Source organism: Candidatus Nanohalococcus occultus (assembly GCF_029207735.1).
GTDB classification, from domain to species: domain Archaea; phylum Nanohalarchaeota; class Nanosalinia; order Nanosalinales; family Nanosalinaceae; genus Nanohalococcus; species Nanohalococcus occultus.
The window spans coordinates 540,994-562,372 of sequence record NZ_CP104395.1; the positions used below are offsets into that span (position 1 = coordinate 540,994).

Sequence of the window (21,379 nt, forward strand, 5' to 3'; positions counted from 1 at the left end):
GAAAAATTAGTCTCAGGAGACTTTAACATTTGACGAAGAGAGCTAGACTTCGATATATCCGTCCTTAATGTCTTGGAGAACCGTTCCTGTGTGAAGAGCCACTGCCAGCATCAGGAAAATCACCAGCAACGAGAGATCAACTCCGAACTCAAGGAAACCTACGGCCTCAAAATTCCTTGTGGAACCATAAAAGGCAGATAAACCTCCTACCAGACCTCCGAAAGCGCCTCCCCAGTAGTTCAGCCCATCCCTTCTAACAAATGCCAAAGGCAGGTCGAACTCATCGCTCAGCTTTTTCATCGAGTAAACTACCGCAGATATCCCCAGAACCGAAACCAGGAACCTGATCGGCGTATGAGCAAAGTAGCTAAGAACGCCGACAACCAGTACTGCGGCAAAACCTGCGACTCCAAGCTTCTGATCCGATGTAACGTTTTCTAAAACCATAACAGAAGTTTTCCAGCCGGGTTTTTAACGTTTTTTGGCATAAGCCTAGCTTTGAGACTCTTTAAGAAAACTTTCTCTGCCGCTGGCTTTCTTGTACCGTTTGTAACGACCTGGGTTTTTCTTCGAGTAGTCTTGGTGTTTCTCCTCGGCCGGGAAAAACGTTGTAAACTCTTCGATAACTGTTGCTATCGGTTTTTCGAACCTCCCTGAGTTTTCAAGCCGTTGTCGGGATTCTTCCGCCTGTTTTCTCTGTTTTTCGTTGTGGAAATAGATGGCTGTGGTGTACTGGAAGCCTTTATCGGCGAACTGGCCGTCCGGGTCAGTCGGATCGATGTTTTTCCAGAAGATATCCAGTAGTTCGGAGTAAGATACAGTCTCAGGGTTAAACTTGAGCTGTACGGCCTCTCTGTGATCTGTTTTACCCGTGGAGACTTCAGAGTATTTTGCGTTTTTCTCTTCGCCGCCGGCATAGCCGCTTGTCGCTTCCAATACGCCCTCTGTCTCTTTGAGTACTGCTTCGATACACCAGAAACATCCTCCTGCGAAAGTCGCAGTCTTCAGATCCTTACCGACCTCCTAATCTGACTCGGATGGCATACAGTATTAACGGGTTTTCAGAGTCTAAAAATGTGTGAACTGTGTGAAATCGTTACGTTCAATAAGATTCAACAACCAGGCTACGGTATGTCGAAGAAAATACTGATCACAGGCGCGAGCGGAACTGTCGGTACCGCAGCAGCAAAGCATCTAGCAAGCGAAGGACATTACGTTATAGGAGTGAGCAGATCGGTCGATGAAAACTGTTACTCCGAGTGCCATCAGCTGGATTTACTGGACGGAAAAGACCTTGAGAGACTGGAGGACGTTCTTGAAGACGTTGACGTGGTCTTCCACTTGGCTTGGAACGTCGGAGTTGAAAACTTCGATACCGGTGAAAAATGGCCTGGAAACATGGAGATGTATGAAAACGTGTTGAATGCGGCCGCAAAAGCAGAGGTATCAACCTTCATCAACGGATCTTCGATACACGCAGGCACAGGCTCGATACCGGCTTATACGGTCGAGGCGAGTCTGGAAGATACCCCGGAACCGTATCGTAGTAGCATTGATCCGGAAACCGACTTTGATCTCCGAAAAGAGGAACCTGAAAAACTGCTTTCAGCGCTTGAAGACGATCCCGACAGTCCCTACGGAGAGTCAAAGGTTGAGACCGAACACGTACTCAGAGAGAAAGTTGAAGACGGCGTCTTCGAACTCGGAGTCAGCATAAGAATCGGAGGAGTCAACCCAGAAGACAAAAACGAGATAGAAGGAGAGCCTTACTACCCAAGTCTCTACTGGAGCCACGCAGATCTAGGCCGAACAGTCGAAAGAATCGCAGACTCAAAGGAGAAAGGTTACTTCCAGTTCTACGGAGTCTCCGATAACCCGGGACGGATTTTCTCGATCGAGACCGTTTTCCACCCGGAAAACTGAGATCTAGGTAGTGGCCGATTCCAACGCGGAGTCGGTCCCTACAGCGGCTTTATCTTCTTTAAGCTCAGTTACCGAGTCTATGCCTTCCGCTATTTCGCCGAGATAATCTGCCACATCCTGCTCCAGAGAAGAGCCAGAGGATTCAATTGAGGAAAGTTTTTCGTAAGCATCCTGTGCCTCCCGGTAGTTTTCCCGAGCGCTCTGAATATGATTTTTCGCCTCCGTGGCGGTTGCGTTGTCCAAAAGGTGACGTGCATTCCTTAGATCTTCATCGATAGACTCCAGGGCAGAACATAGCTTTTCCGCGTTCTCTGAGAAACAGCAGTAAGGATTCTCGGAAAATTCATTTCCCGGCCTATAGCTGCCGACAATCGCATCAAGGTGCTGTTCGTAAGCATCCGTTTTCCGTACCAATCCCGGTAAGTCTTCTCTAACATCTATCTGGTGAGTCCTGCCATCAAGATCTGTGGACTTTATCATATGTGAAGTTGTTCACTCGTTTTAAAAAAGTTTTTCGGCGGGTAGAAGAATCTCTGAGAGAAAATCAAACCTAGATTTGATCTTTCTCTTCTTTCCCGCCGGTTTAGGCTATGCCCAGTAACCTTCTGGATATGTTGGAAGCAGGTATGGACAGCAGTAGGTAATAGCCCAGCCAGTTGATAGCGCTACCTGCTAGCGGCAAACTGAAGGGTAGATCAAGGAAGTCAGCGTTTAAGCTGAGTTTTGCTTGGCGCCCATCTGTCTTAAACTTCTGAAGCTGCCACCTACTGCCTACGGCGTAAAAGGATTCTCCTACCTCTGCTTTCTGATCCCGAAGCTCCAAAACAGGTTTGGAAACATTTCTTACTATCAACTGATCTTCTCTCCCGGCATAGTTCAAACTTCCTCTGTAAGTATGGTTTGAGGTCCGGTTCATATTTACAGTCGGAGAGTAAGTAGCCCTCAGCCATGGGAAAAAGAGTATGCTAACCAACATGATTACGAGTATCGGTTTGAAGTTCACAACCATCATTTTCTGCTGGAGAGACATTGCCTTTTTCTGATGGCGCGCTGTTTTCTGCTCGTCTTCGGCAGCCTGGGCCTTGGACTGATGTTCGTTCATACGCTCTTCAATTCTTTTAATTTTCTCGTGATCGCCGATATACCAATGAATCACAGAATAAAATCCTGCCAGAGTTACCGCAAATATTCCAAGCCCTATATGATGTTCTAGAGCCAAAAGCGGCTGAAAAACTGTGCTATAGGCTGCGTAAAGATTTGAGACCATCGTTGATATCATTCTAGCTGAAAAACTCCTTCATAGATGGATGTAGTTCTTCCATGTGCTTTTGAGCCAGCTGTTCATACATCTGATACATTATCATGACTGTCAGCAGGATTCCCGTACCGCTTATAGACGGATTTGTTTCATTCGCGAAGGCCGCAATTAGACCTACCGTAGCTCCCGACATCACAGTTAGAGCAGGTATGTACCGGTTTAACACCTTCTTGATTACACGGGTGTCTCTACGGAATCCTGGGACCTTCATACCCGTGTTTTGGATCTGCTGAGCTACAGTTTCCGCATCCTGCCCCGAAGTCCTCATCCAGAAAACCGAGAAAACTGCTCCGCCCACCATGTAAAACGTATCATAGACCAAGAAATGGATAATATCTTTGAAACCTACTGCTTCAAGCCCTACACCTATTAGGTTTGATACCACGTTTGTCGGCGCAGTCAGATACCAGTCTATACCTGATATGGCGTGGCCGTTTGAGAAACATCCAAGGACCGAGCATCCGTTAGGACCGGCGAGCGTAGAACCCAGGATCTGGAAATTTGATATTAGAGCTGCTAAGAGTATTACAGGCATGTTTGAGGTGTAGAGGAATTTCAGAGGCCATTTCTGCCCGAAACCCCTTACATTTCCAAGCGTTAACGGTATTTCCACTCTCATAGACTGAAGATATACTGCCGCTGAGAAAACTATCAGAACAGAGGCCACAGGTATCAGAGTAGTAATTTCAAGCGTTGTGGCAAACTTGAACAGCTGTCCTACAGGTGTGCCGCCAACAACCCAGAAAAGACGGCCTGTAGATGCCAGAGGAGATATTAGAGAGACGTAAAGCGATTTCGCGACCCCTGCGGCAATAAGAAGGCTTACGCCGGATCCGAAACCCCATTTTTGGACAAGATCATCCATCAAGATGATCAGCCAGGCTCCAAGAGTTATCTGCCCCGCGAGTAAAACCACTAGGAAAGGATCTCCTGCTATATTTCCAAAGGTACCGGCAAGAACATAGCCTAAGGCTTCTATAACGGCAAGCGAGTAAGCAAGCACTTTCTGACTTGCCTGGAATATCGCTTTTCCTTCACCTGTGTTTGTATTCCAGCCTAGTAGCTCGGATCCTACAAGCATCTGTAGTATAATACTTGAGGTGACGATCGGACCGATACCCAATGTCAGTATAGTTCCTATTTGAGCGCCTAGAAGTGTTTGGTATGTCTGGAACTGCTGTATTGCCTGTTGTACCGAGGCCGAATTAGCGCCGTAGAGAGGTATGGCTCCCATCAGGAAATAGAGTGCGATTACAACACCTGTCCAAGTCATCATTTCTTTCAAAGACTGTTCTTGTTCCGGCTCTCTGACACTAGGTAAAAAACCGGCTACCTTCAACACTGTGGAATCTGACGTTTTTAACCACCGGAAAAACCATCAACCGAAAATGCTTTTATCCTCCTGCTGAACAAATTTTGGGGTAAATTGGGTGTGGAAATAAGAAGTTATGAATACTTTCCAACTTACTTTTATTGTATCTGGCTGAAACTGACTAAATCAGGAAACCCAGAGAAAAACCCCGGTTAACACTCGATGGAAAAATGGACGATTTTGAAAAAATGCTACGATGGCTCGTTGAAGGCACCAAAGGAGGAGAAAACAGGCTGAGAATAATCATAGCTCTTTCAAATGGACCGATGAACACCAACAGGCTGTCAGACTATCTGAATCTAGACTACAAGACCGTATCCCACCATCTTGAACGACTAGAGAAGAATAACATAGTTGAGATAATGGGAAAAGGTTACGGCAAAAACTACTTTCTTACCCGGGAAACAGAGAAGAACATGGATATAATCAAAGAAGTTAGAGAAAAAACAGGTGTACAACTGTGAAATCAAGAAACTACCTCCACACCCTAGTGATCGGCGCATTAATAGCCGCCGGCCTAGCTACATTAACAGCTAGAACAGTCATGGCAAACACTATGGAAGCAGTTGAAACTGTTTTACTAGCCGAAGTTTTTCTTTCAACTTTCAACATAGTCCTGCTCTCTGCGCTAACCGCGAACTACCTTAAAATGACTAGAAAACTTTCCACGCCAATGACAAGAAGCCTTCTAATCTTCAGCTCAGCACTTACACTCTATGCGGTCACATCCAGCCCCATAATCCACTACATGCTTAATATAAATCCTATAAACATCGGGCCGTTAACCTACATCCCCGAAATCTTTGTGACAATCGCATCACTGACCCTTCTCTATCAAAACTACCGTTGAACAAGGAACGACGGTACGGACAGGGTTAGAAAATCGGGTGTACAAAAACCGACCGACACGTATCATGAGACAAGCCAAACTATGAAACGTCATTAAAAATAAGCGGTTCGCAGTTAATCCTGTGAGAAAATTCTTGTTGGCCGGCTTAATCCTTCTCCTTGTGTCAGTTGTTACAGGTTTAATCGCTGCCGGAGGACACAATCCTGAAGACGCAGCACAAAAATCCGATGCCGTAATTTACGGAGCGGTATCCAGCATCTCTGAATCCGGAGAAGTTACAGAGCATCATCCTGTCAAGATAGACGTGATAGATGCTTTCAAAGGGAACAAAACCGAACTACTCGGGAGGGATCTGTCAAACACAGTAACAGTTCAAGTCAAAGGAACAGAAAGAATGGATGTTTCCACCGCCGCGGATTTTACTGAAGGAGAAGAAGTCGTAGTAATGCTGGAAGAACAGAGCGGCCGCTACTATATGACTACAGGTTACGCTACCAAGTACGAAGTCTCCAATAACAACACCCTCCAGCTCGTAGCACCTGAACGCAAAAACATTACTGTGGCCCAAATGGAGAGCATGGTGGAGAATTCTACCACTGTTTCTCATCATCGACGCCAGGAAAACAACAGTTCTGGAAACTCTGTAACAGATGAAGACATGGAACTTCCTTGGACCGCCCACCTCAATAATTTCCTCGAAGACGTGTACAGCCTCTTCAAAAACCTTTAAACACTCAAAACTAGCTTAACCTTCTCAAACACCCGAAACCAATTACCAAAGATAAAGTGCGGCGTCCGGGATTTGAACCCGGGTTGCTGGCTTGGAAGGCCAGAGTCTTAGCCACTGGACCAACACCGCGAAACTGCTGTCAGTTTCAGCAACAGAAGCCACAAAGAGTGGCTTTCTCAATATGCTGTATATGGAAAAATAGGCGCTAGGGTTAAAAAGGGATGGTATTCTAGTTTCCCGGAAGAAACTTGTTTCTAATAAGACTAGTCTGATATAGAGTTAACGTGACAGAAGACGTTGAAGATCTGGTTATTGTCGGTGGGTCGGCGGCAGCGCTGACAGCAGCAATCTATGCGAAAAGAAGCGGAGTGAGTGTAACGGTCGTTACCGATGGTTACGGTGGACAGATAAACAATACTGATGTAGTTGAAAACTACTTAGGGTTTAAATCGATCTCCGGTCCAGATCTAGCGGAAAAGTACGTCGAACACATGCGTGAATACGATATTAACGAAGAAGTCGGAGACAAGGTAACCGACATCAGAAAGAAAGACGGCATTTTCGAAGTTGAGACCGAGGGAGGGAAAGTGATTGAAGGAAACTCTGTTATTGTCTGTACAGGAGGCTCTCGCAGACACCTGAATGTGCCGGGCGAAGACGAGTTCAACAACCGCGGAGTTGCCTACTGTGCGGTATGTGACGGCCCTCTGTATGAAGGCGAGGAGGTCGCGGTTATCGGCGGCGGATACGCTGGCACGGAAGCAGCGGATTACCTATCCGATGTCGCATCGAAGGTTTATCTGCTTTCCAGAAGCGGTGAGCTGAAAGGAGAGGAAATCACAATCCAGAAAGTTTTGAACGATGAGAACGTTGAGATCATCCGCGGAGCCGACACCAAGGAATTTTACGGAGAGAACCTATTAGATGGCGTTCGTTACGAGCAGGACGGAGAACTCAAGGAACTGGAGGTTACCGGCGCCTTCATCGAGATCGGTACGGTGCCAAACAGTCAGATAACAGACCTAGTTGAGACCGACGATTCCGGGTACATCAAAGTCGATGAAGAGTTCGAGACCTCTACCGCCGGTCTTTTCGCCGCCGGGGACGTAACGGATAAAGGAATCCAGCAGCTCTCAGTTTCCTCCGGACAGGGATGTATGGCAGGTTTAAACGCAGCAGACTACATCAAACAACAGAGGCACTCGGAATGATAGAAGAACACAGCAACATGAAAAATTCCTGGACTTCTCCAACCAACCCGGAGATCGCGGACAAGGAATACAGCCCATGGGAAGACAGCCGCTACAGTCTAGAAGAGCTTGAAGAAGACGTATACAACGAGTTCAACAACCCGGCTGGAAGCCCGGAGCTAGCCGCAAACGTCTACCGGGAGATCACCGCCCGTCTAACCGAGGAAGAGTACGTTACCGGAGAAGACATCTTAGAGGAGAAAACACCGAGGCGGTTCGTCGAGGACTGGAGCTAATGGCACGGGAAACCAAGATGACTAAATGCGTTTTCTGCGGGGAAAACGCGACCAAGCAAAACAGCGCCGGCCAACCGGTATGTAAAGAATGTAGAGAAAAAGAACCGAGAGACGTTGCCTGCCCGGACTGTGGAATGCCGATGAAGATTAAAGAAGGACGGTACGGATACTTCTGGGGCTGTGAAGGCTACCCTCAATGTCAGAAAACCTACCAGATCGAAGCACTGGTAGAGGAAGAGGACTAGGAAGTAATGGCGATCTCAGAGAGTTTCTTCTAAATCTACAGCAACCTCGAGATCCGCTGTTAACCATGTTGTAGTGAGGTTATCAGCATCAGGATCATAAATAGTCACTTCGCTCGGATCGTCTGGATCATCAAGCCTGCGCTCTAATTCATAAGGTTCTGAAGGTTCTAGGTTATAATCTCCGTTATTGTTGTAGTCCATACACATCCAAGCACATCCAAGTTTTAATTACTTTTTGGTAACACTGTACATGCTTCGTTCTCGTGACCAGCGATGTTACAATAGCAGAACTTCCAAACCCTTATTTAAGACTCCTCACCGAGAATTGGTTTACAGGGCCCGTAGCTCAGCCCGGACAGAGCGAGCGGCTTCGGTTGGCTATTCGTTCAGGACTTTCAAGGACTCGAGCCGTTAGGCGAGAGTGGATCGCAGGTGACCTTGAGGTCGGAACGATCCGTCATAAGATACCGCTAGGTCCAGGGTTCAAATCCCTGCGGGCTCGTATTTTCTAAATTTTAATTTACGCAGAATTTGATTTGAGAACCAGTCTTTCTCTGAAAAGGGTTTTTAAGAAAAAACGATCTTTGATAGCTTATGGATTTTGAAAAGCTAAGAGAGTTCGCAGACGAACACAGGTTCGCTGTAACATACTTTCTGGCAGTAACGACTCTTTTACTCTACCAGCACAGTCTTGGATGGAGCTGGGATTTTTCCGTCTACTCGATGAACGGCCAGTACTTTTTCCATCAAAGCGTCTACGCGGAGTGGATGAGGGCGCCGATCGCTTCGTTTACAATGGGTCTTTTACAGTTCGTTTTCCCTCGCAGAGTCTCAGAGTATGTTTTCATACTAATGGTCTCAACCCTGTTTTTCTACGCATCTTACAGGGCTGCTGAGAAACTACAAGTGGATTTCGATAAGTTCTACGTTGTTTTGATGACGCCGGCAGCGATTCTTTTCGCAACGGCTGTTGGAACGGAGATGCTGAGCTTGGCGTTTGTAATGCTGTTTTTCGCCGACATGGATCGGACTAAATCTGGTTTTTGGATCGCAGGGGCTTTTCTAACACGTTATACAATGGCTGCTGTGATACCATTGGTTCTGATTCAGAGAAAGTTCAAAAAGATTGCTTTGACCCTGGGAGTGTCCGCTGTACCGGTTATTGGCTGGTTAGGTTTCAACTACCTGAAAACCGGGGATCCGTTCACAAGCTTTGCGAACTTCCTTGCTTTGAACCTTGTTTTCCGAGGACTGGACACACCGATTCCTTTCGAGAACTTCGCTCTAATTACACTGCCAGCCTCACTTTTGCTAGCAGGCTACCTGAGACCGGAGCTTAGAGAAAAGTTTACTTTGAGATCGAAAGAATCATACTTTTTGCTTGGACTAACGGCAGTCATCTCTCTGATCTACTTTAAAGCAGACCCTAACCCGATGAGATATCTCTACCCTCTGATCTTCCCAGTCGCAGCTTTCGCAGTACCAGTACTCGAAAGTTTGACTGAGAGATACGGTGAGAGACCTCTCTACGTTCTCGCAGTTTTCAACCTAATTGTAGGTTTCGCAGCGATTCTACAGATGGGGATGGCGAACCCTGGTGGTTACGAGAGAGCTGTCGAAGAGATAGACAACCAGTGTATGACTGAATCAAACCAGTGGGTGTACATGAGCTATGCCGGAGTCCCAACCCTTCCACAGACCAACAGAGAGACCACATTTGATAGATTGAACAGAGGCTACAACACTGTTTACTTCGGAGAGTTTTTCGAAAACGAGAGCAAACCAGATTACCTAGACATGGTTGGAAGCGGCTATCCCGAGATCTATACAGTTGACGATGTCTGTGAGGAACGTCAGGTGGCCGATCAGACCTACTTGGAGGAGTTAAGAGAGCAGGGGCGGACGAATATAACGCCGACAGAGTTTATGGTTGGACTGGCTAAAGGCGAGTATCACTGAGTTTGTATCTATATTTTTGTCCTCCAAGTAATTCTGTTCGTTTTATAAAACTGAATTGAGAAGGTTTAGCGTGTTAACTAGATGCCATGGCACAGATTCCGACGGTTTCTGAAACGCATGGTTTCAAAGGTGAAGAAGATGACTGAAGACGAGAATACTGAAGGCAAGCAGGAAGAGGAGAAATCCGGAAAGAAGCAGCGAGTACAGTTCCCACAGTACTTTAACAAGAACCAGGGAACGGACAATCCGAACGGAACAGCTCTGAAAACACCTGTTCTACGAGGAGTTGTTGTCTCCGAGTTCGACGGAGACCGGATCTGGGTGGAGGCAAGCGGAAACATGAAAGGCCGCTACGGAGTCGAAGTACCGAACGGATACGATCCAGAGGACTTTACAGCAGGCACCGAAGTAGCACTTGACCCTAACACGTTCACAGTAACGGATGTAGTGGATAAATCAAAGGATGCTGTTTTCAACGCTGTAGATACCAAGGTAACCTTCCAGGATATCGGAGGGCTTGATAACATAATTAAGGCAATGAAATCGAACGTCGGAGCGCAGCTTGACTCCGATAAGAAGCAAAAGATCGAAGACTGGGGTCTGGAGATGGATAAATCCATTTTACTTGTCGGACGGCCGGGTACAGGTAAAACACACCTTGTCAAGGCAGTTTCAAACGAGTACGATGCGGAAATGTTTATGATCAACGGACCGCAGCTAGTCGAGAAATTCATCGGAGAAGGCGCAAAGAAGGTCAAGAGACTTTACGAACAGGCACGAGCCTCCGATAAGCCCTCAATTATCTTTATCGACGAGATCGATGCGATCGCAAAGAAACGGCTAGATGATCGTAGACACGGCGGCGAGGAAGTTGAACGTACAATGTCTCAGCTGCTCTCCGAGCTTGACGGACTGGACACCGAGGAGGGTGGAAACGTTATCAGCATCTTCGCATCCAACAAGCCGGATATCATGGATCCAGCGCTCTTGAACCGCTGTAACGCTCTTGAAGTACCGGTACCTACCAAGGAAGCTAAAAGAGAGATTCTACAGGTTCACACCCGGTCACTTGATCTTGACGACAGCGTTGATCTTGAGATCATCGCAGATGAGATGGAAGATGATTACACCGGAAGAGACATCAAACAGATCGTAAAACAGGCAGCGGTTAACGCACTTGAAAGATACGAAGATGTCTCGGAAGCCGAGATCAGTATGCAGGACTTCCAGGAAGCAGTAGAGGACCTGAGAGAAGGAAATCTAGGAGCTGAAAAGGACTTCCTTGCAGATGATAAGATGACTCCGGAAGAGATGTTTGCGTAAGCGGATCGGAGAGTTATTCTCCGATTTTCCTTCCAATCTATATCAGTGATACAATGAGCAACGAAGAGTTCCACAAAGAACTGCGTTTGAAAAAGAAGGATGCCGCAGATTTCCTGAGAGAGCTAGCCGACTCGATTGAGGACGAAGAACAGGTTAACCTTAAAGGCGATGACTGGCAGGTCTACCAGCCTTACGAAGACATTGTTCCCTTCCGATTAGTCAAGGACGATGAAGGTCTGGAAGTTGATCTGAAGCTGATTAACCCGGAAGAGTAGACCGTCTACTCTTCTTCCGGAAGCTTCTTTCCGACGAAGTCCGCGATTTTCTCAAGTTTCTGGCGTTTGACATAGTTCTGTGATGAAGAAAGAAAATCCTGTGTGAGCTTGTACATATATCCTTCCTCTTCCCGTAACCGTTCGACAGGCTGTTTTACCTCTTCCTCGAAGTAAGTTTCTACCAGTATCTCGAAGACCTTAAACATTCCGTAACGTTGTCTTGCTACATCATTCGAGTTTAACTGTTCGCTGTAGTCTTCAATTTTCATAACCTTTCAATCAGTTTCCGCCGTGTCTGTCCGCCATCTGCCTTACCGCTCGTTCTGCTCATAACCTGGCCTAGGAGATAGTTTAGCGCAGAATCCGTACCGGAACGGTAGTCTTCAACCGCATCCGGGCTATCCTCAATTACCTGGCTGATGACTTCATCAAGTTCAAAGTCATCTCCCGAATCGATTTCCCCGGTTTCCGCAAAACGTTCCACTGTTTTCTGCATGTGCGTCTGGTTTTCTGAAGCAGCCAGGATATTCTCAAGATCGGACTGTTCACATTCTAGGTCATTCCGCTCGAACTCTCTGATGGCATCAACTACGCGGTCAGGTTCGAAGACGTCCGATAGATGGAGGAAGACCGAGCGGTGGCCGTTTTCCGACAGAAAACGCGTTTGTTCCTCTCCGGCACCTGCCTCCTCCAAGAGTTCGAAATCGTCTTCATCTGAGACAACAATATCTTTTTTCTCAAAGCTGAATTCCGCGGATTCAAACGCTTCCTCAAGCTGAACGGTTTCTATACCTACCGCCTCCATCTCCGTACCTACGGTGAAAGAGACTTTTTCTTTTTCAAAAACCCGTTCATCAACCACGTGATCAAGACCGGAGGCGAAAGGATGCACCGTACCTGATTTCTGACCGGTCAGCTGCTTCGATTTTTCCTTCTCAACCAGACGGTAATCTCCGAACTTACCTTCCGATACCTCACGGTCGCCGGGAAGGCACAGATGATACAGATCCCCGTCCTTTCTTACAATCAAAGATTTTACAATTTGAGATGTCTCCATCCCGCGCTCTTCAGCAGCTTGACTACATTTAAGCGTCGGCCTATCCTGTTCTATCAGTTCAAAGACTGCTCCAAGCTCTTCAAGCTTCCTATCAGCTCTCAAAGTTTCTCCACCACTTGTTCGAGTTCCTCAGGTCTCTGAGTTCCTATAACAATTTCTTTACCATCCTTTTTCTTTATCCGTAATCCTTGGTTTCCGCTTACGTTGTAAGCGCGTTTACCGGGTCGCCAGCGCAGACCCCAGCCACCGAACTCTCTTAGCGGCGAGTATCTCTCAACACTCAGATCCTCAATCTCATCGTAGCTCAGGGTTCTGCTGGAAATATGGAAAGGGAAAAGCCGTATGCTTATCTCGTCTTCATCAATCCTTGTATCAAGTCTGACGGCGTAGAGAAAGCCAGCAGTTAAAGCCATTACAGCCAATGCCATTAGACCGGAGATATACTGTCCGTCGAAGGCCAGAGCTAGAACCGTCATAACCGTTGTTCCAAGCACAATCGTCCAGAGCCATGGCTGGCGGAACCGCTGGGTTTCCTCAAACACGCTTAACCCTCCAGTCTGTCCAGAATTTTCTCCCTAGCAGTGTTTGGATCGGCCTTCCCACCGGACTGTCGCATTACCTGTCCGACCAGGAAGTTGATAGCGCCTTCTTCACCCGAGTTATAGTCTTCGACCGCATCAGGATTGTCCTCAATAACCTGTTCGACTACCTGATCGACTTCATCGTCCTCAGCTTTCAGAAGATCCTCTTGTTCAACAATCTCTTCCGGACCTCTAGGTTCTTCTACCAGATCACGTAAGAGCTGTTCGGCGTTTCTATCCGAGATCTTATCTTCTTCAAGAAGCTCAAGGACGTACTCAATCCATTCGGTTTTTACACCGGATTCTTCGTAGCTGACTTCGTTGTAGTTCAGTGTTTTCTTTAACTCTCCTGTCATCCAGGAGGCGACAAGCTCCGGTTCGTGTTCTTCGGCTAAATTCTCAAAGTCATCTGCCATCGCTGGCACGGAGATCAGTGACTCGATTAGTTTATCAGCGATTCCGTACTCTTCTTTGAACCGTGAGAACTTCTGACGTGGAAGCTCCGGGACCTTCTCGCTCGCAGCTGATTTCCGCTCTTCATCTAGTTCCTGACGTGTAAGATCCGGCTCGAAGATGTAACCATAGTCTTCCTCCGTCTCCTTCTTACGCATCGAGGTGGTCGACCCCATGTCGCTGTTGAAGCTGCGGGTTTCCTGTTCGACTTCTCCGCCTCTAGCCGTCATCTGTTTCTGACGGGAGATCTCGAAGCTCAATGCTTTCTCGACTTCCTTGGTTCCGGTAATGTTTTTGACTTCCACACGGTTTCCGCCGTCGATCGAGACGTTCGCATCGGATTTGATGGAAAACTCGGTGTCGGAAAAGTAGATTTCCAGGTACTCGAGTACGCGTTCAAGCTGCTGTAGGTACTCGCGTGCTTCCTGCGGACTGGTAAAGTCCGGTTTGGTGACGATCTCCAGTAGAGGGGTTCCCGCACGGTTGTAATCAACCAAGGTGTAATCGGAGTTGGAGATGTCTCCTCCAACGTGGTCAAGTTTTGCCGGATCCTCTTCAATATGGATTCTCTTGATCCCGATATCGATGTCTTGATCTTCCAGGGAGATTTCGAAGTTCCCGTTTTCCGCTACCGGTAGCTCGAACTGCGTTGTCTGGAAGTTCTTCGACATGTCCGGGTAAAAGTAAGTCTTCCGGGAAAAGAAGACGTCTTCGTTTACATCACAGTCAAGTGCTTCGGCCAGTTTGAGTGCTTCTTCAATCACTTTCTCGTTCAGCCTTGGTTTTGCCCCTGGATGACCTAGACAGGTCGGACAGACGTTCGTGTTCGGATCCGAATCCTGTTCGTTTTCACATCCGCACAGTAGCTTGGTATCTGTATCAAGTTGGACGTGAGTCTCTAAACCAATCATTACCTCTGTTTCATCGCTCATTGGAAAACACCTCGTGTTTTCTGGATGTTCGAGAAAATCTTTGATTTTCGACTCATTGAGATTCACCTCTCTTTTCTTCGTATGTGTAAGCCAGGTCGAGAATCGTTTCCTCATCGAAGTGATCTCCTATAATATGTAAGCCGGTCGGCATTCCCTCCGATTTCCCGTTCGGCACTGAGATCATCGGAACTCCGGCAAGGTTCGGACCGACTGTCAAGGTATCCATCGCATAGACCTCGGATGGTTTCATTGATTCAGCCTCATCTATCTTCGGCGCGATATTCGGCATTGAAGGAGCGACTAAAACGTCGTACTCTTCAAATGCGTCTTTGAACTGGTTGATTATTTTCTGCCTTACTTCTGCGGCTTTGATGTAGTATTCGTCTCTGTAGCCCGCCATCCGGGTATAGGTTCCAAGGAGTACCCGTCTTTTGGCTTCTTCTCCGAATCCTTCCGTCCGGACCGCACTGAAGTACTCGTTGTACCCATCGAACTCTTCTGGGTCTTTTTCCATGCCGTAACGCATACCTGAGAACTTCGCTAGGTTGGTTGAGGCCTCGCTCATTGCCAGCACGTAGTATGCTGCGACCGAGTAATCCGCTGAAAGCAGCGGCATATCAACCCTCTCAATTTCAGCTCCCAGACCTTCCAATGTTTCGAGAGACTCTTCGAAGTTCTCTCTCACTCCTTCTTCGATTCCCTCTAGGTTTTCGTACTGTTTTGGGATTCCAATTTTCAGATTTTCTGTTTTTTCAAGATCTGAGAACTCAGGCACTTTCTTATCGACTGTCGTCTGATCTTTTCCGTCCTCTCCGGCAATTACTTCGAGTCCTTTGGCCGCTCCGTAAACGTTTTTCGATAGTACTCCGATCTTATCCAAGCTGTTTGCGTAACTTATCAGTCCGTAACGGGAGACTCTTCCATAGGTTGGAGTTAAACCGACCACTCCGTTGTAGCTAGCAGGGTTTGTGATCGATCCACCGGTTGATTCTCCTATCGAAATAATTGGAGAGTCCATTGCTGCTACTATAGCTCCTGCGCCTCCTGAAGATCCTCCAACAACCCGGGTTTCATCGTGCGGGTTTTTCGGGGTCTGGAACGCACAGTTTGTCGAGAAGGTTCCGAAACCGAACTCGTCTTGGTTTGTTTTACCGTAAATCTTTGCGCCAGCGTCTTTGAGTCTTTCAACAACTGTCGCATCGAATACCGGCGAGTAGTCTTCAATTATATTTGATCCTGCGCTTGTTGTAACGTTTTCAACGCAGATAGCGTCCTTTAATACGACAGGCACGCCGTTAAGCTCTCCGTTGCCGTTTTCCTCTGGTTCTACGATCTCTCGCATGAAACCGAGTTTTTCATCTGCGGCTTTGAGTTGTTGTAAAAAATCTTTTTCGTCGACTTCAGATTCTCCCTCGACTATTTTCTCTAGACTCACGGTTTAACGTCGGGAGCGATTCTTAAAAATTCATTCAGTCAAACAGTTGTCAATATGGAAAGTCTCATCACATTCTGTACATGTAAGGAACAGCATCCGGTATCCTTGGAAGCTCATTTCGCCGCCACAGTCCGGACAAAGATAGCTCATTGAACTCTGTGGAACTCTACTTCTCCTGTTTCCAGGTCAAGGGTTGCGACGTGAAGTTCTTCTTCCTGACCTGGAAGTTTGATCCCGCCAGGATTGATTTCTATACAGCCTCCGTAATCGTAGATCTTCTTTTCATGCGTGTGACCTCTTAGAACATAGTCATAGTTGAATGAGTGAACCAGACTATTCATGATAGCTTCTTCCGTGCCGTGATACGCTGCGATAAAGTTACCTTCTATCTCGAGTTCTGCGATGTTGTTATAGAAAGTTCCGAACCCCTCGATTGTTTCTTTCAGGTTCCACTCGCCGTCATTGTTCCCTCTAACATAATGGAACTCGAAGTCAGCATCGAACAGTCCGGCGGTGAAAGGTGAGACCATATCTCCGCAGTGAACCACAGTATCAACTTGTTCCTGCTCGAAGAAACTGACTGCTTCCTTAGTCTTTTCCAAGTTATCGTGAGTATCGGAGACTACTCCAAGTTTCATTTTTCCTCGCCGTAGAACTCCGAGGACTCTTTCTTTTCGATAACCCCTACTATGTAATCGATTGTTTTTTCCGGCAAGTTGTCTGGTTCGACCCAACGGATCTCACTACATTTTTCAGGTTCTTCGTTCGTGATCTCGCCTTCCCATTCAGTGGCTTTGAAGAACAGATCGACGTACGCAGAATCACCTGTGGTTCTATGTAATACATGTACTGGTTCGAGGTCTTCGGGTTTTACTTCGACCCCTACTTCTTCTTTGGCTTCTCTAATCATTGCTTCGCTAAAAGTCTCTCCTTCATCGACGTGACCAGCTACCAAGCTGTAGTGTCCGTCCTTGAAACCAGTATTTTTCCGTTTGTGGAGGAGAATCTCGCCGTCTTTTTCGAAAATTACATACGAGGCAGTCTTCGGTTCGTGGTCTTCAGGCATTAAGCGCTTGGACCTTTAAACTTCCCGTCTTCCTCGTTTTCGGTGTTCACAAAGACCTGTCCGCTGTCAAGAGAGTCTTCGAGTTCATCCTCTCTTGTCTTTGACTTTACCTCGATCGGATGAAATGCCGGTTCCACATCGGAAGTATCTACCTCCTCCAGTTTGTTGAATGTGTCTAGTATCTGTTCGAACTCCTCTGTGAACTTTTCAGCCTCTTCGTCCTGAAGGTTTATCCGTGCGTTTTTAGCCGCTCTCTGGACCGCCTGCTTTTCTACCATAGTATACCATTGGGCGGAAATTCTTTTGTATTCTAGTCTCGTGAACAGTCTACGGCGTAAATTAGCCAAACATTTATAAACTAGGTAAGAAAATGTAATCTTAAGATCAAAGTCTTATCACGCTTGGGCGCGTGTCGGACTTGACATGATCGAACTCGTTTGGGCGCGAGTTCAAAGGTCGATTCGAATTGGGCTTCGAATCGGAATCAGTATGTACGTGTTACGTTTGGGTATTGGGCTTACTTCTATGACAGCATTAGCTTTACCGCTTTAAAAAGGTGGTGGCTAGCGGCTGAGGTATGAATCCAAAATGGAATCCATAATCGACAACTCAACAGAAGGGGGCTCGCAAGAGCAGCACAAAGACGCAAATCTCGACGACGTAAAAGATGCTAAAATACTAGTAGTAGGAGTCGGAGGTGCCGGCAACAACCAGGTTACACGTATCCAGAACAAGGAAGTTGAGGGAGCAGAAACTATAGCGATAAACACAGACAAACAGCACCTAGAGATTTCCTCAGCTGACAGAAAGATTCTCGTAGGCCGAGACTTGACCAAGGGACTTGGAGCTGGAGGTAAGCCGGAAAGAGGCGCACGTTCAGCGGAGGAAAACCGCGCCGAGCTACGTGAACTGTTCAAGGAGGCCGACATGGTTTTCATCACCTGTGGACTCGGAGGAGGAACAGGAACCGGAGCAGCACCGGTGCTAGCGGAAATTGCCTCAAAAGAAGACTGTATCGTAATCGGCACAGTCACAATGCCTTTCGAGATCGAAGGCGCACGGATGAGCAAAGCCGAGGAAGGACTGTACCGGCTTCGACAGCACGTTGATACAGCAATTGTAATTGAAAACGACCGACTCTTGGATATCGCAGGCGACATGCCGCTCGATCAGGCGTTCGGAGTAGCAGACGAACTGATCACAACCATGATCAAGGGAGTCACAGAGACAATCAGTAAGCCTTCACTGGTCAACCTGGATTATGCGGACGTCCAAGCAATCATGAACGAGGGCGGCGTCGCAGTTGTTGGATACGGAGAGTCCGATACCAACAAGAAAGGGAAGGAAGCGATCAGCGAAGCACTTTCCAACCCGCTGCTTGACGTTGACTTCAGCGGCGCAGACGGCGCACTGATGCACGTGGCCGGAGGACAGGACCTAACACTGAACGAGATCAACGACGTCGGTCAGACAGTAAAGAACCGGCTTGATAAGAACGCACAGGTTATCTGGGGCGCCAGAGTCAAGGAAGAACTTGAAGGCAAGCTCCAGGTAATCTCGATCATCACCGGTGTAAGAAGCCCTTACATCCTCGGCGAAGTCGAAGACGAGAAGGAATCGGAAGTATCCGGTGACGTCAACGACCTCGGTCTCGAGGTTATGAACAGCTGACCTGAAGCGCAAGCTTCTGCGTCAGAAGAGAAAACCAGGGCTTGATGCTCTGGTTTTCGCGAAATTATGTTAGCAGGTGAGGCCTTCAACACAACTCCCTTCCCCCCTTCGAAGGCCTCCCTCCTAAAATATATTTTAGACAAGCAAGGAGAACCGTCGGGCAGTAGCATCAAAACGGTGCTGCGTTTAATTCACTCCCCTCCCCCCTTAGGTTTCAACCCCGGCTTTTCTCCCTGCTTTCTTAACCTACCTATTTAATTTTTCGACCACTCACTGTCTATATGAAGGCTCCAATTTGCAACGTATGCTTGAAGAGTGAGGGAGAACTCTGTAGCATGTGCGAGGAGAAATACGATGAAGGCGAGATTTCAGATGCCGACATCCGAGTTTCACGAATCCTACACACGCTAAGCGAAGAGTATGGCTCACTACAGGATTCAGAAATTAAGAAAATCTTCGATATGGAAAACGTAACTGTTATCGCAACCGCTGAAGGCGACGGCGCCAAAGTAGTTGGACGTCAGGGAGAGATCGTCAAGAAGATCGCTGACAGAATCGATAACTCGATCAGAGTTGTCGAGGCAGCACAGGACGACATGGAAGTAATCAAGGGATTGCTTTCACCTGCGGAAGTCGAATCGATCAACACAGTCTTCGCACCGGAAGGACAGTCCAAAAAGATTGTTGTAAGCGAAGAATACGAGGGAAAGATCAATCTTTCCATCGAAGAGTTCGAGGAGATCATCGACGAGATAACAGGAACGAACTACAAGCTGAGCTTCGAATAGCTCACCCACATTTTCTCTCTTTAATTTTCTACAGCCTAGAACTTGAGTATTAAGTAGCTTTTACACCAATCGAGTGTTATGAGCAGTAAAAAGAACTCGGATCGTTTCATCGTTGTAATCGATCAGGACAAGATTGAACCGGATCTAGCCCGTGAGACAGTGATCAACTTCGATCCTTTGAACAGAGCGGGAAAGGAAGGCGGGTTCTACATAGATGATAAAGAGGAGTTACATATCGACGACGATGATGTGATGGCCGCCCACCGTATGGCTATCAAAAAGTATCCTTACGACAATGCGATCCGGATGGTACAGCTAATCAGCGAGGAGGAAGGCGAACCACTCCACCAGTTCGGGAACAACACCTTCCGGCTTTACGGCGCACCGGCCCCGGAGAAAGGAAACGTTGTTGGAATCCTAGGGGAAAACGGTATCGGAAAATCAACCGCTTTAAACATACTAACAGGGGATCTCAAGCCGAACCTTGGAAGATACGATGAAGAGGTTGAATGGAGCGAGATCAAAAAACGGTTCAGAGGAACCGGATTACAACAGCATTTCAACAAGCTAGCTGAAGGAAACGTCGATGCCGCTGTAAAACCCCAGCAGGTCGAACGAATGCCTGATGCCTACGACGGGAAGGTCCGGGATCTACTGGAGAAAGTACGCGACGCACAGGAAGAATCAGAAAGAAAAGATCTTGAGGCGCTAGCCGAGGAGTTCGAGGTAGCCAAGCTGATGGATCGGGATCTCGAGGAGCTTTCCGGCGGAGAGCTACAAAGAGTTGCGATCGCTTCAACCGCATTAAAGGATGCGAACCTGTATGTATTCGACGAACCATCCTCATTCCTTGATGTACGTCAGCGTTTGAAGATGGCAAACAAGATAAGAGAGCTATCGGAAGATGCCGCCGTCTTAGTGGTTGAACACGACCTGGCAACCCTTGATTTGGTCTCGGATCGAATCCACGTATTCTACGGGGAGCCGGGAAGCTATGGAATGGTATCGAACACCATGAGCGCCAAAGACGGTATAAACCAGTACCTTGAAGGCATGCTGGAGAGTCACAACCTGCGGATCAGAGACGAGCCTATCTCCTTCGATCGTTCGAAGAGAAGTCAGGTAGAGAAAAAACGAGCAGTCATGGAGTACCCGCGCCTGGAAAAGGACTTCGGCGAAGGAGAGTTCAGCCTTGAAATCGAAGAAGGTGAAGTTCACCGCGAGGAGATCCTCGGTATCTTCGGTGAAAACGGGTTAGGTAAAACCGTCTTCGCAAAGATGCTGGCAGGGGTGATCGAGCCGGACAACACCGAATCACTCGATATCTCGATCAGCTTCAAACCACAGTACCTAGAGGCCAAAGACGAGACCGTCCGGGAAGCAATCTCTAAACACATCAACCCTCAGAACAAACGGTTCGAGGTACGGATCGCCGAGCCGCTCGGATTAGAAGACCTCTACGATCAGGATCTGGAAGAACTTTCCGGCGGAGAGCTACAAAGGGTTGGAGTAGCGATCTGTCTGGCCAAAGACGCCGATATCTACCTGCTGGATGAGCCAAGTGCCTACATGGACGTAGAGGCACGTGTAGAGCTAGGTAAAACCTTGAAACGGTTTGCGCGTAAAACCGAGAAGCCTTTGATGGTGATCGATCACGACCTGATGCTTCTGGACTATATTTCGGACCGCGGAGTAGTTTTCTCAGGAGAACCGGGAATAAAAGGTACGGCAGATTCTCCGGAACGAATCGAAAACGCCATGAACGAGTTTTTGAAGGAAGTAAGTATTACCTACAGGAAAGACCCTGAGACCAACCGTCCTCGTGGAAACAAGCCGGGAAGCCAGAAGGACAAACAGCAGCGTAAATCCGGTCAGTTCTATGAACAGTAAATAAACAGGGAAAGTAGCAGCGGTT

At 47.5% G+C, this 21,379-nt stretch carries 27 protein-coding genes and 2 tRNA genes; 14 read left to right on the top strand and 15 right to left on the bottom strand.

The features are described 5' to 3' along the window. Positions 1-42 precede the first annotated feature (42 nt). Complete coding sequence (locus SVXnc_RS03045; RefSeq protein ID WP_347721461.1) at positions 43-447, bottom strand: hypothetical protein; 405 nt, start codon at positions 445-447, stop codon at positions 43-45. Positions 448-492: 45 nt separating this feature from the next. Further along, entirely contained in the window at positions 493-1,008 is a 516-nt protein-coding gene (gene msrA / locus SVXnc_RS03050; RefSeq protein ID WP_347722417.1) for a peptide-methionine (S)-S-oxide reductase MsrA, read from the bottom strand. Positions 1,009-1,131: 123 nt separating this feature from the next. Here msrA and SVXnc_RS03055 point away from each other — a divergent pair, with 123 nt between their 5' ends. Further along, complete coding sequence (locus SVXnc_RS03055; protein WP_347721462.1) at positions 1,132-1,923, top strand: NAD-dependent epimerase/dehydratase family protein; 792 nt, start codon at positions 1,132-1,134, stop codon at positions 1,921-1,923. Between the two features lie 3 nt (positions 1,924-1,926). On the opposite strand, the gene SVXnc_RS03060 is transcribed toward SVXnc_RS03055, so the two are convergent. From SVXnc_RS03060 to secY, 3 genes are all read right to left on the bottom strand, one after another. After that, a complete protein-coding gene (locus SVXnc_RS03060) occupies positions 1,927-2,403 on the bottom strand; it encodes a hypothetical protein (protein WP_347721463.1) in 477 nt (158 codons plus the stop codon). A 103-nt stretch (positions 2,404-2,506) separates the two neighbouring features. Continuing rightward, positions 2,507-3,202 (bottom strand): EMC3/TMCO1 family protein, encoded by a 696-nt coding sequence (locus tag SVXnc_RS03065; protein WP_347721464.1) that lies wholly within the window; start codon positions 3,200-3,202, stop codon positions 2,507-2,509. Between the two features lies 1 nt (position 3,203). Continuing rightward, the gene (gene secY, locus SVXnc_RS03070) at positions 3,204-4,583 is read right to left on the bottom strand and encodes a preprotein translocase subunit SecY (RefSeq protein ID WP_347721465.1); all 1,380 of its coding nucleotides are present in this window, start codon (positions 4,581-4,583) and stop codon (positions 3,204-3,206) included. Between the two features lie 218 nt (positions 4,584-4,801). Here secY and SVXnc_RS03075 point away from each other — a divergent pair, with 218 nt between their 5' ends. From SVXnc_RS03075 to SVXnc_RS03085, 3 genes are all read left to right on the top strand, one after another. Beyond that, on the top strand, positions 4,802-5,077 hold the full coding sequence (locus SVXnc_RS03075; RefSeq protein ID WP_347722418.1) for an ArsR/SmtB family transcription factor: 276 nt from the start codon (positions 4,802-4,804) through the stop codon (positions 5,075-5,077). Further along, positions 5,074-5,463: a DUF8036 family membrane protein gene (locus SVXnc_RS03080; protein ID WP_347721466.1), complete on the top strand. Its 390-nt coding sequence runs from the start codon at positions 5,074-5,076 to the stop codon at positions 5,461-5,463. Before SVXnc_RS03075 ends, SVXnc_RS03080 begins: the two co-directional genes overlap by 4 nt. A gap of 160 nt (positions 5,464-5,623) precedes the next feature. Then, positions 5,624-6,193, top strand: coding sequence for a hypothetical protein (locus SVXnc_RS03085; protein ID WP_347721467.1), 570 nt, complete (start codon positions 5,624-5,626; stop codon positions 6,191-6,193). A gap of 57 nt (positions 6,194-6,250) precedes the next feature. Here SVXnc_RS03085 and SVXnc_RS03090 read toward each other — a convergent pair. Beyond that, positions 6,251-6,322 (bottom strand) — tRNA-Gly (locus SVXnc_RS03090). A gap of 155 nt (positions 6,323-6,477) precedes the next feature. On the opposite strand from SVXnc_RS03090, the gene SVXnc_RS03095 reads away from it, so the two are divergent. From SVXnc_RS03095 to SVXnc_RS03105, 3 genes are read left to right on the top strand one after another with little or no spacing between them, the layout of a single operon-like run. Further along, positions 6,478-7,404: an NAD(P)/FAD-dependent oxidoreductase gene (locus SVXnc_RS03095; RefSeq protein WP_347721468.1), complete on the top strand. Its 927-nt coding sequence runs from the start codon at positions 6,478-6,480 to the stop codon at positions 7,402-7,404. Continuing rightward, positions 7,401-7,679: a hypothetical protein gene (locus tag SVXnc_RS03100; RefSeq protein ID WP_347721469.1), complete on the top strand. Its 279-nt coding sequence runs from the start codon at positions 7,401-7,403 to the stop codon at positions 7,677-7,679. Before SVXnc_RS03095 ends, SVXnc_RS03100 begins: the two co-directional genes overlap by 4 nt. Next, positions 7,679-7,924 carry a topoisomerase DNA-binding C4 zinc finger domain-containing protein gene (locus tag SVXnc_RS03105; RefSeq protein ID WP_347721470.1) on the top strand — a complete coding sequence of 82 codons (246 nt, stop codon included), beginning with the start codon at positions 7,679-7,681 and terminating at the stop codon, positions 7,922-7,924. The genes SVXnc_RS03100 and SVXnc_RS03105 overlap by 1 nt, the downstream gene beginning before the upstream one ends. A gap of 15 nt (positions 7,925-7,939) precedes the next feature. Here SVXnc_RS03105 and SVXnc_RS03110 read toward each other — a convergent pair whose 3' ends face one another. Then, a complete protein-coding gene (locus tag SVXnc_RS03110) occupies positions 7,940-8,125 on the bottom strand; it encodes a DUF7511 domain-containing protein (RefSeq protein ID WP_347721471.1) in 186 nt (61 codons plus the stop codon). A gap of 134 nt (positions 8,126-8,259) precedes the next feature. On the opposite strand from SVXnc_RS03110, the gene SVXnc_RS03115 reads away from it, so the two are divergent. The 4 genes from SVXnc_RS03115 (at position 8,260) to SVXnc_RS03130 (ending at position 11,481) form a co-directional block, all read left to right on the top strand. Then, a tRNA-Arg gene (locus tag SVXnc_RS03115) sits at positions 8,260-8,426 on the top strand. A gap of 92 nt (positions 8,427-8,518) precedes the next feature. After that, the gene (locus tag SVXnc_RS03120; protein WP_347721472.1) at positions 8,519-9,883 is read left to right on the top strand and encodes a hypothetical protein; all 1,365 of its coding nucleotides are present in this window, start codon (positions 8,519-8,521) and stop codon (positions 9,881-9,883) included. A gap of 81 nt (positions 9,884-9,964) precedes the next feature. Then, the gene (locus SVXnc_RS03125; RefSeq protein ID WP_347721473.1) at positions 9,965-11,206 is read left to right on the top strand and encodes an AAA family ATPase; all 1,242 of its coding nucleotides are present in this window, start codon (positions 9,965-9,967) and stop codon (positions 11,204-11,206) included. Between the two features lie 53 nt (positions 11,207-11,259). Next, complete coding sequence (locus SVXnc_RS03130) at positions 11,260-11,481, top strand: amphi-Trp domain-containing protein (RefSeq protein WP_347721474.1); 222 nt, start codon at positions 11,260-11,262, stop codon at positions 11,479-11,481. Positions 11,482-11,486: 5 nt separating this feature from the next. On the opposite strand, the gene SVXnc_RS03135 is transcribed toward SVXnc_RS03130, so the two are convergent. The 8 genes from SVXnc_RS03135 to gatC all read right to left on the bottom strand — a co-directional run bounded on the left by SVXnc_RS03135 (position 11,487) and on the right by gatC (position 17,283). Next, the gene (locus SVXnc_RS03135) at positions 11,487-11,750 is read right to left on the bottom strand and encodes a hypothetical protein (protein ID WP_347721475.1); all 264 of its coding nucleotides are present in this window, start codon (positions 11,748-11,750) and stop codon (positions 11,487-11,489) included. Next, the gene (locus SVXnc_RS03140; protein ID WP_347721476.1) at positions 11,747-12,640 is read right to left on the bottom strand and encodes a YbaK/EbsC family protein; all 894 of its coding nucleotides are present in this window, start codon (positions 12,638-12,640) and stop codon (positions 11,747-11,749) included. Before SVXnc_RS03140 ends, SVXnc_RS03135 begins: the two co-directional genes overlap by 4 nt. Further along, complete coding sequence (locus SVXnc_RS03145; RefSeq protein ID WP_347721477.1) at positions 12,637-13,080, bottom strand: hypothetical protein; 444 nt, start codon at positions 13,078-13,080, stop codon at positions 12,637-12,639. Before SVXnc_RS03145 ends, SVXnc_RS03140 begins: the two co-directional genes overlap by 4 nt. A gap of 2 nt (positions 13,081-13,082) precedes the next feature. Continuing rightward, on the bottom strand, positions 13,083-14,504 hold the full coding sequence (gene gatB / locus SVXnc_RS03150) for an Asp-tRNA(Asn)/Glu-tRNA(Gln) amidotransferase subunit GatB (protein ID WP_347721478.1): 1,422 nt from the start codon (positions 14,502-14,504) through the stop codon (positions 13,083-13,085). Positions 14,505-14,556: 52 nt separating this feature from the next. Continuing rightward, complete coding sequence (locus tag SVXnc_RS03155; RefSeq protein WP_347721479.1) at positions 14,557-15,939, bottom strand: amidase family protein; 1,383 nt, start codon at positions 15,937-15,939, stop codon at positions 14,557-14,559. 146 nt (positions 15,940-16,085) lie between these two features. Further along, positions 16,086-16,577: a metallophosphoesterase gene (locus tag SVXnc_RS03160; protein WP_347721480.1), complete on the bottom strand. Its 492-nt coding sequence runs from the start codon at positions 16,575-16,577 to the stop codon at positions 16,086-16,088. Continuing rightward, on the bottom strand, positions 16,574-17,005 hold the full coding sequence (locus tag SVXnc_RS03165) for an NUDIX hydrolase (RefSeq protein WP_347721481.1): 432 nt from the start codon (positions 17,003-17,005) through the stop codon (positions 16,574-16,576). The genes SVXnc_RS03160 and SVXnc_RS03165 overlap by 4 nt, the downstream gene beginning before the upstream one ends. Beyond that, on the bottom strand, positions 17,005-17,283 hold the full coding sequence (gene gatC / locus SVXnc_RS03170; RefSeq protein WP_347721482.1) for an Asp-tRNA(Asn)/Glu-tRNA(Gln) amidotransferase subunit GatC: 279 nt from the start codon (positions 17,281-17,283) through the stop codon (positions 17,005-17,007). Before gatC ends, SVXnc_RS03165 begins: the two co-directional genes overlap by 1 nt. 310 nt (positions 17,284-17,593) lie before the next feature. Here gatC and ftsZ point away from each other — a divergent pair, with 310 nt between their 5' ends. The 3 genes from ftsZ to SVXnc_RS03185 all read left to right on the top strand — a co-directional run bounded on the left by ftsZ (position 17,594) and on the right by SVXnc_RS03185 (position 21,354). Beyond that, positions 17,594-18,676: a cell division protein FtsZ gene (ftsZ, locus tag SVXnc_RS03175; RefSeq protein ID WP_347721483.1), complete on the top strand. Its 1,083-nt coding sequence runs from the start codon at positions 17,594-17,596 to the stop codon at positions 18,674-18,676. A gap of 335 nt (positions 18,677-19,011) precedes the next feature. Beyond that, positions 19,012-19,464 carry a hypothetical protein gene (locus SVXnc_RS03180; RefSeq protein ID WP_347721484.1) on the top strand — a complete coding sequence of 151 codons (453 nt, stop codon included), beginning with the start codon at positions 19,012-19,014 and terminating at the stop codon, positions 19,462-19,464. 78 nt (positions 19,465-19,542) lie between these two features. Next, complete coding sequence (locus SVXnc_RS03185) at positions 19,543-21,354, top strand: ribosome biogenesis/translation initiation ATPase RLI (RefSeq protein WP_347721485.1); 1,812 nt, start codon at positions 19,543-19,545, stop codon at positions 21,352-21,354. Positions 21,355-21,379 lie beyond the last annotated feature (25 nt).

Bases quoted from the DNA above. Each gene is read 5' to 3' on its own strand.
- SVXnc_RS03045 (WP_347721461.1), bottom strand. From the start codon at position 447: ATGGTTTTAGAAAACGTTACATCGGATCAGAAGCTTGGAGTCGCAGGT.
- SVXnc_RS03055 (WP_347721462.1), top strand. From the start codon at position 1,132: ATGTCGAAGAAAATACTGATCACAGGCGCGAGCGGAACTGTCGGTACC.
- SVXnc_RS03060 (WP_347721463.1), bottom strand. From the start codon at position 2,403: ATGATAAAGTCCACAGATCTTGATGGCAGGACTCACCAGATAGATGTT.
- SVXnc_RS03065 (WP_347721464.1), bottom strand. From the start codon at position 3,202: ATGATATCAACGATGGTCTCAAATCTTTACGCAGCCTATAGCACAGTT.
- SVXnc_RS03075 (WP_347722418.1), top strand. From the start codon at position 4,802: ATGCTACGATGGCTCGTTGAAGGCACCAAAGGAGGAGAAAACAGGCTG.
- SVXnc_RS03100 (WP_347721469.1), top strand. From the start codon at position 7,401: ATGATAGAAGAACACAGCAACATGAAAAATTCCTGGACTTCTCCAACC.
- SVXnc_RS03105 (WP_347721470.1), top strand. From the start codon at position 7,679: ATGGCACGGGAAACCAAGATGACTAAATGCGTTTTCTGCGGGGAAAAC.
- SVXnc_RS03110 (WP_347721471.1), bottom strand. From the start codon at position 8,125: ATGGACTACAACAATAACGGAGATTATAACCTAGAACCTTCAGAACCT.
- SVXnc_RS03120 (WP_347721472.1), top strand. From the start codon at position 8,519: ATGGATTTTGAAAAGCTAAGAGAGTTCGCAGACGAACACAGGTTCGCT.
- SVXnc_RS03125 (WP_347721473.1), top strand. From the start codon at position 9,965: ATGCCATGGCACAGATTCCGACGGTTTCTGAAACGCATGGTTTCAAAG.
- SVXnc_RS03130 (WP_347721474.1), top strand. From the start codon at position 11,260: ATGAGCAACGAAGAGTTCCACAAAGAACTGCGTTTGAAAAAGAAGGAT.
- SVXnc_RS03135 (WP_347721475.1), bottom strand. From the start codon at position 11,750: ATGAAAATTGAAGACTACAGCGAACAGTTAAACTCGAATGATGTAGCA.
- gatB (WP_347721478.1), bottom strand. From the start codon at position 14,504: ATGAGCGATGAAACAGAGGTAATGATTGGTTTAGAGACTCACGTCCAA.
- SVXnc_RS03160 (WP_347721480.1), bottom strand. From the start codon at position 16,577: ATGAAACTTGGAGTAGTCTCCGATACTCACGATAACTTGGAAAAGACT.
- SVXnc_RS03165 (WP_347721481.1), bottom strand. From the start codon at position 17,005: ATGCCTGAAGACCACGAACCGAAGACTGCCTCGTATGTAATTTTCGAA.
- gatC (WP_347721482.1), bottom strand. From the start codon at position 17,283: ATGGTAGAAAAGCAGGCGGTCCAGAGAGCGGCTAAAAACGCACGGATA.
- ftsZ (WP_347721483.1), top strand. From the start codon at position 17,594: ATGGAATCCATAATCGACAACTCAACAGAAGGGGGCTCGCAAGAGCAG.
- SVXnc_RS03180 (WP_347721484.1), top strand. From the start codon at position 19,012: ATGTGCGAGGAGAAATACGATGAAGGCGAGATTTCAGATGCCGACATC.
- SVXnc_RS03185 (WP_347721485.1), top strand. From the start codon at position 19,543: ATGAGCAGTAAAAAGAACTCGGATCGTTTCATCGTTGTAATCGATCAG.